Source organism: Streptacidiphilus melanogenes (assembly GCF_000787835.1).
Lineage (GTDB): Bacteria > Actinomycetota > Actinomycetes > Streptomycetales > Streptomycetaceae > Streptacidiphilus > Streptacidiphilus melanogenes.
In genome coordinates, this window is the sequence record NZ_BBPP01000096.1 from 1 (window position 1) to 6121 (window position 6121).

Below are 6121 nucleotides of genomic sequence, written 5' to 3' on the forward strand. Positions count from 1 at the left end.
CCCACGGGGCATCCTCGCGCCGATGCGAGGCGCATGTCGGCCCGGTTCGGGGGCACATGCGGCCTCAAGGAGGTGGGATACGACATGGGTCCCTTGCTGTTGGTGCTGCTGCTCGCCCTGATCCTGGGCGGCGTCGGGTTCGCCGTGCACATCCTTTGGTGGGTTGCGCTGGTGGTACTGGTGCTGTGGATCGCCGGGTTCTTCTTCCGCGGCGCGGGCGAGTCCCGCGGCCGCTGGTATCGCTGGTAGCGGCACCAGCCGACCTCACCGAACAACCGCGGGGCCGGAGCCGCTACCGGCGCGCTCCCGCCCCGCACCCTACGCATGCAGGAGACGCTGGCGATGGACACGGTGAAGCTGGTGTACAAGCCGGTGGGGCGGGCGCTGAGTGCAGCCGCCGGCGCGGCTGCCGGGGCGGTCACCAAACGCCTCTGGCGCGCGGCCTCCGGTGGGAGCGAACCACCCGACGCGACGGAACGCGACCGTTCCTGGCGCGAGGTCCTGGCCGCCGCGGCCTTGCAGGGAGCCGTGTTCGGGCTGGTCAAAGCCGCCGTTGACCGCGTCGGGGCCACCGCCGTCAAGCGTCTCACCGGCACCTGGCCGCAATAGAGCCGAGCCAGCGGCCCTCCACCCACGCTCTCACCGCCGAGCGCCCACGACCGCTCCCCGAAGGAAAACCTGATGACCCTCGCGGAAGTCCTGCTCCTCGCCCCGCTTGCGCTCGCGAGTGTCCTGGCCTCCATCCACGGCTCAGCCGGCCGCCACCGCCGCAACCGTTGACCCAGCGAGGGGGCTTCCAAGGCGCGAGGGTTCCCGCGGTGATCTTCGGGCAGCACGCGCCCACCCGGCTCCGGCAAGCGGCGGCCGCCACCGGGCCCCGCCGCGGACAGGGCCTGGCTCCGGCACGGGATTCGCACTGAGGCGGGCGGCTTGGAGACGTGTCGGCTCGGCGATCTATGCTGCGCTCGTGACGTCGATCGAAGATCTTGAGGCTGCGTTTCGAGCTGCTCAGGCCACGGTGGACGGTTATGTCCGGCAGGTCACCACGCAGTACCGCGAACGCTATCCGGATTCCCCCGACTGGAAGGGACAGGGGCCCGATCCGCAAGCTGCCCTTCTGAGGGCACGCTGGTCAGCGGAGGAGAGCGCGGAACTGGGCCGCCTTCGCGAAGCCGCACGGCGAGCCGTCCTCGAACTGCACCGCGCCCGCAGCGCCGCAGCCGTTACCGACACGAGTAGCTGACGCCCCCGGCTCGGCTGCTGCCGCATCCCATTCAGGGGCACGTGCTGCGCACCAAGAGCTGATGCTCAGTCGCGCATCAGGTGAGAGGGGGTGCCCACTGCGGGTGCGGGGCAGCCGCGCTCGGCCGCCCCGGAGTACTGCGGGGCATCCGCCGCCCTTCTCGCCAAGAGCCTCCACGCCTCAGGCCCGGCACCTGCTTCCGTGAACCTGCTCCAGCGGTCACCCGCCGCACGCCAGCCCTCGGACACATGCCCCGGGCCGCTCCCGCCACCGTGAACGCACCCTGCAGGTGAATCCCCTCTCAAAGGGCGAAACCGAACGAGACCTCTACCCGGCGCCGACCGCACTCTTTGCGGGCCGGCCCGGCCCGCAAAGGACCTCGCAAAGGACGACCTGGGGTGTGCCGATGTGCCTTGGGCGTGCGGCGAACGGGTGAACCCCGTCGGCGTCCTGCCGTGACAGAGCGGCCCCTGGCGGCGCCGGGCTCACCCTGGTGCTTGCGTGCGGCGGCAAGAACAGGTCTGCGTCGGCCGCAGGCTGACGGTTTGCCTGCAGCGGCCCCGGGCACCCGCCTGGTCGCACCGGGCCGGTGATTCACGCGCCGGCCATTCCCGTCAACTGCCACCGCCTTGGAAGGGAAGTTCCCGTGTCGAACGACGCGATTGTGTTGCTGAAAGAGGACCACAAGGCCGTACGGAAGCTGTTCCGCCAGTTCCACGCGCAGGGCTCGGACAAGGGTGCGGTGGTCTCGCGGATCCTCGAGGAGCTCACCGTGCACACCTACATCGAGAACGAGGTCATGTACCCACGGGTGCGTGAGCTCGTGCCCGATCTGGAGCAGGACATCCTCGAGTCGTTCGAGGAACACCACGTCGCCGACCTGCTGTGCGCCGAACTCGCAGGCATGGACCCCGGCGACGAGCGCTTCACCGCGAAGGCCACCGTCTTGATCGAGAACGTGGACCACCACATCGACGAGGAGGAGGGAGAGTGGTTCCCCAAGGTCCGCGAAGCACTGGGGCGCAAGGAACTGCAGGAGATCGGCGAGCAGCTGCTGGAGGCCAAGCAGAAGGCGCCGCGTGAGCTCTCCCAGCCCGGCGCGCTGCGCAAGGCCGCCGACGCCGTCCTCAGCTGAGCTCCCGCCCGCCAGCCCTGGAAGGGAGAGGTATTCGTGTCGCAGCCCCCTCAGCAACAACAGCCGCCCGGCGTCGAGTCGCGCCTGGAACCGCGGGCCGATCACGGTGAGGACAGCTACCGCGGGTCGGGCCGCCTGGCGGGCAAAGCGGCGGTGATCACCGGCGCGGACAGCGGGATCGGCAAGGCCGTCGCGATCGCCTACGCCCGCGAAGGCGCGGACGTGCTCATCTCCTACCTGACCGAACACGATGACGCCCGCGACACCGCCCACTGGGTCCGACAGGCCGGCCGCCGCGCCGTCCTGGTCCCCGGCGACCTCGCCGACCCGGCACACTGCCGGACGGTAGTCGACCGGGCGGTTGAGGAGTTCGGGCGGATCGACGTGCTGGTGAGCAACGCCGCCGTACAGATGACCCGCGAATCACTGGAGGAGATCCCCGACCACGAGTGGGACCGGACCCTCGCGGTCAACCTCAGCGCCCTGTTCCACCTGAGCAAGGCCGCCGTCCCGCACATGCCCGCAGGCAGCTCCATCATCGCCAGCTCCTCGGTCAACTCCGACATGCCGCGCCCCACGCTGCTGCCGTACGCGGCGACCAAGGCAGCCATCGCGAACATGACTGCGAGCCTGGCCCAGATGCTGGCCGAACGTGGGATCCGCGCCAACAGCGTCGCCCCCGGCCCGATGTGGACGCCGCTGATCCCCTCGACCATGCCCGCCGAGCACGTCGAGAAGTTCGGCGCGAACACACCGCTGGGGCGCCCCGGCCAGCCCGCGGAAGTTGCCCCCGTCTACGTCCTGCTCGCCAGCGACGAGGCAAGCTACATCTCCGGCGCCCGCGTCGCCGTCACCGGTGGCAAACCCATCTTGTGACCGCACCCGGCCCCAGAGGCGCGGGTCGGAAAGGTGGACGGCGACAGCCACGGGCCTGGGGGCTGGGCTCTGGCGGGCGGACAAGCGCTCGTGTGGGTGAGCTTGAGCACGCGGCATAGCGGGGGCAGAGCACCATCGCGACGTTCAGGGTCACTGCGTCAGGTGGCGCTGTCCGCGTGGTAGGTGAGGACGGCGTTGATCTCGGGGAGCCACGTCGCTGGGGGTGCTGTTGTCGATCCGACGGTGCAGAATCCGGCAGTCGCTGCAGATGCCGGGTATCAATGGCCTCTGGCTTCGGACCGCTCTGTTGCGCGGTCGGTGCCTGGCCGGCGGGCGGGGGAGCGGGTGGCGGCGAGGAGCTGGCAGTTGGGGATGCATGCGGGTCTGCGCGATCCCCGTGTCTGGAGCGCTGCTGGCTCGTTGAGCTTGATGCCGGGTCCGTCCCCCAGGGTCCGGCGCTGCCCGGCGGCGCGGATGCTCGGACGTCCGCGCCGCTCTTGCGTGGGCTGCTTCAGCGTTGATCGTCGCCGGCTCGGGCCAGGGCGAGTCCGACGGTGCTGGCTACCGCCTGGGCGTGCAGCACGGCGTGGAGCGCCCCTGTGGAGTCGCCGGCCTCGTACAGCGCGCGGGCTTTGGCCGCGTGGGTGGCCAGGCGGGCGAGCGCCTGACGGATTTCCGCGTCGGTGGGGGGACTGTATTGCATGCCCGTAGCGTCGGCCGACCGGCCGGAAAGATCAAGGCCGGCGGGCACAGGCACAGGTGGCAGGTCCGGCGGGCCGGTCGTGCACGTGCCTGCCGCGGCGGCGCCGAGGGCTCGGGGGTAATGACCGCTAGGCGGCGCTGTCCGTGACAAGGCCCGTGGCCCGGGTGGGTGCCGTTTCGCGGTCGCGGGGACGGCGCGCATGGTGGTGCGGCAGGCGGCGGGTGAGCGCCGGAGCGGGTTCGCGGGGGAACGCCTCGGCGAGTCCGGTGGCCTGGAGGGTTTTGGCGAGGAGGGGGCGGACGCCGCGCAGGACGATCGGGGGTCGGCCGAGCGTGGCCGCTTCGCTTTGGGCGGCGGTCAGGACGCGCAGCCCGGCGGAGTCGATCAGCACCGCGCCGGTCACGTCGAGCACGAGGTCATGGGGTCGGTGGAGTTCGGCCATGACGGCGCTGCGCAGGCGCGGGGCGGTGGTGGTGTCGACTTCGCCTCGCAGGGCCACGACGGTGCGGCCGTCGGCTTCGTGATGCCGGGTGATCTGCAAGGTGGTGTCCACGGGGTTCCTCCTGTCTGGGGTGGAGTCAGGCGGTGGCGCGCAGGTCGGCCCGGGCCGGCGGCTTGGTGAGCGTGATGCGGCAGCCTGCCCGCAGGGCGCGTTCCTGGGTGCTGGTGAGGGCGTCGACGGCGGCCTGGTCGTAGAAGGTGGCGCCGGTCAGGTCAACGGTGATGTGCCGGTGGGCGTCCAGGTGCCGCTCGAGGTCACGGCACAGCTGGTCGACGGTGTAGTAGTCGAGTTCGCCGCGCACCGTGAGCCGGGAGCCCGAGGACGGCGGGCTTTGGCGAACGACCCGGTGGGCGGCGGCGCGCAGCGCGGGAGTGAGGCGCATCAAGACCTCCTGCACAGATCAGGGTGGATGACGTTGACGAAACGTGGGCCGGGGGCGGGCGGTCCGTACGTTCCCCTCCCCGCAGGGCGATGTGGGGTGCCGGTGGCTGCTTGGTTCAGCTGGCGGTGGCCCACTGGACGGTGCGGGCGCGGAGCTTGGAGGTCACTGCGGCGAGGCAGCCGCCGGGCAGGTCGGTGACCCAGTCGAAGGCGTCGAGGCTGACGCCGTGCTGGGCGGCGGCTTGGAGCATGTCGGCCAGCAGGGCCGTCGCGGCGGCCTTCTCCTCCTCGGTGCCGGGGGTGCTGCGGCGCTCGGAGACGTCGTTGATGCGGTCGGCCAGTTCGCGGTGCCGGGCCACGGCGCGGTAGCACGTGCCGGGCAGGTCGGCGACCCAGTCGAAAGTGTCGAGCGTGATGCCGTGCTTCGCGGCGGCGTGGAGCATGTCCGCGAGCAGGGCCGTCGCGGCGGCCTTGTCCCGTTCGGTGTCGCCATGCGCGGGGCGCCGTTCAGCCGCTGTGTTGATGCGGTCGGCCAGGTCGCTGCTCCTGGTGACGGCGCGGTAGCAGCCGCCGGGCAGGTCGGTGACCAGATCGAGGCCGTCGAGGTCGATGCCGTGCTGGGCGGCGGCCTGCAGCATGTCCGCGAGCAGCGCCTTCGCGGCGTCCTTGTCCCGCTCGGTGCCGCGGGGGGTGGGGCGGCGGCCGGCGGCGTCGTCGATACGGTCGGCCAGGGTGCGGTTCTTGCGGTCGGTGTACTGGTACACGCGTGTCTCCGGGGTCGGGCTGGTGGGGCGTCCGGCGTGTTGGGCTCGTGCAGTGGCTGGGGCACCCGGGTGGAGCGGGGGCGCGGCCGACGGCCGGCCGGGGCTGCGCCGAACCGGGTGGGCTCGGCCGGGCTCCGGGCGGCTTGGCCCGCTTCCGCGCAGCAGAGCCGCGCGCCCGCTTGACCCGGGGGTGGTTACGGTCGGCTGGGGGTGCGGCGCTGCCGGGTGTTGTCGGTGCGCAGCTGGTCGGTGCGGGCGGTGAGCTGGTCGAGCCGGTCGGCGATCTTCGGGTGCCCGGCCTCGACCAGGAGCGGTCTGGTTTCGGCCAAGGGGGCGAGGAGACGGGCGGGGTCGTTGTCGCCGAGCGCGTCCAGCAGGCGCTCTATCGCCGGGGCGGCGCTGGTGGTGAGGTCGTCCAGGGCGCCGATCTGCCCGGCGAGGCGGCGCAGGTCGGCGGCGTTGTCGCGGGCCCACGCGTTCACGGCGCGGTCGGCGGCGCGCTGGTCGCGGGCGGCCT

At 72.0% G+C, this 6121-nt stretch carries 9 protein-coding genes and 1 pseudogene; 5 read left to right on the forward strand and 5 right to left on the reverse strand.

What is annotated here, in order from left to right; translation table 11 throughout:
* Nucleotides 1-84: 84 nt before the first annotated feature.
* From TR49_RS39275 to TR49_RS39290, 5 genes are all read left to right on the forward strand, one after another.
* The gene (locus tag TR49_RS39275; RefSeq protein ID WP_042391259.1) at nucleotides 85-249 is read left to right on the forward strand and encodes a hypothetical protein; all 165 of its coding nucleotides are present in this window, start codon (nucleotides 85-87) and stop codon (nucleotides 247-249) included.
* A 93-nt stretch (nucleotides 250-342) separates the two neighbouring features.
* A complete protein-coding gene (locus tag TR49_RS39280; RefSeq protein WP_042391245.1) occupies nucleotides 343-609 on the forward strand; it encodes a DUF4235 domain-containing protein in 267 nt (88 codons plus the stop codon).
* 358 nt (nucleotides 610-967) lie between these two features.
* Nucleotides 968-1243 (forward strand): hypothetical protein, encoded by a 276-nt coding sequence (locus tag TR49_RS43440; protein ID WP_152627718.1) that lies wholly within the window; start codon nucleotides 968-970, stop codon nucleotides 1241-1243.
* A gap of 646 nt (nucleotides 1244-1889) precedes the next feature.
* On the forward strand, nucleotides 1890-2378 hold the full coding sequence (locus TR49_RS39285) for a hemerythrin domain-containing protein (RefSeq protein ID WP_042391247.1): 489 nt from the start codon (nucleotides 1890-1892) through the stop codon (nucleotides 2376-2378).
* A gap of 36 nt (nucleotides 2379-2414) precedes the next feature.
* Nucleotides 2415-3254: a glucose 1-dehydrogenase gene (locus TR49_RS39290; RefSeq protein WP_042391249.1), complete on the forward strand. Its 840-nt coding sequence runs from the start codon at nucleotides 2415-2417 to the stop codon at nucleotides 3252-3254.
* 511 nt (nucleotides 3255-3765) lie between these two features.
* Here TR49_RS39290 and TR49_RS39295 read toward each other — a convergent pair.
* The 5 genes and pseudogenes from TR49_RS39295 to TR49_RS44325 form a co-directional block, all read right to left on the reverse strand.
* On the reverse strand, nucleotides 3766-3957 hold the full coding sequence (locus tag TR49_RS39295; RefSeq protein WP_152627719.1) for a hypothetical protein: 192 nt from the start codon (nucleotides 3955-3957) through the stop codon (nucleotides 3766-3768).
* Between the two features lie 127 nt (nucleotides 3958-4084).
* On the reverse strand, nucleotides 4085-4510 hold the full coding sequence (locus tag TR49_RS40715; protein WP_052435003.1) for an STAS domain-containing protein: 426 nt from the start codon (nucleotides 4508-4510) through the stop codon (nucleotides 4085-4087).
* A 25-nt stretch (nucleotides 4511-4535) separates the two neighbouring features.
* Entirely contained in the window at nucleotides 4536-4841 is a 306-nt protein-coding gene (locus TR49_RS39305; RefSeq protein ID WP_042391253.1) for an STAS domain-containing protein, read from the reverse strand.
* Between the two features lie 115 nt (nucleotides 4842-4956).
* Nucleotides 4957-5604 (reverse strand): hypothetical protein, encoded by a 648-nt coding sequence (locus TR49_RS39310; RefSeq protein WP_042391255.1) that lies wholly within the window; start codon nucleotides 5602-5604, stop codon nucleotides 4957-4959.
* Between the two features lie 194 nt (nucleotides 5605-5798).
* Nucleotides 5799-6121 (reverse strand): annotated as a pseudogene (locus TR49_RS44325) (type III effector protein); the annotation flags it as partial.

Excerpts from the sequence above, each read along its gene's own strand:
- TR49_RS39295 (WP_152627719.1), bottom strand. The coding sequence starts at position 3,957 with ATGCAATACAGTCCCCCCACCGACGCGGAAATCCGTCAGGCGCTCGCC.
- TR49_RS39305 (WP_042391253.1), bottom strand. The coding sequence starts at position 4,841 with ATGCGCCTCACTCCCGCGCTGCGCGCCGCCGCCCACCGGGTCGTTCGC.
- TR49_RS39280 (WP_042391245.1), top strand. The coding sequence starts at position 343 with ATGGACACGGTGAAGCTGGTGTACAAGCCGGTGGGGCGGGCGCTGAGT.
- TR49_RS39275 (WP_042391259.1), top strand. The coding sequence starts at position 85 with ATGGGTCCCTTGCTGTTGGTGCTGCTGCTCGCCCTGATCCTGGGCGGC.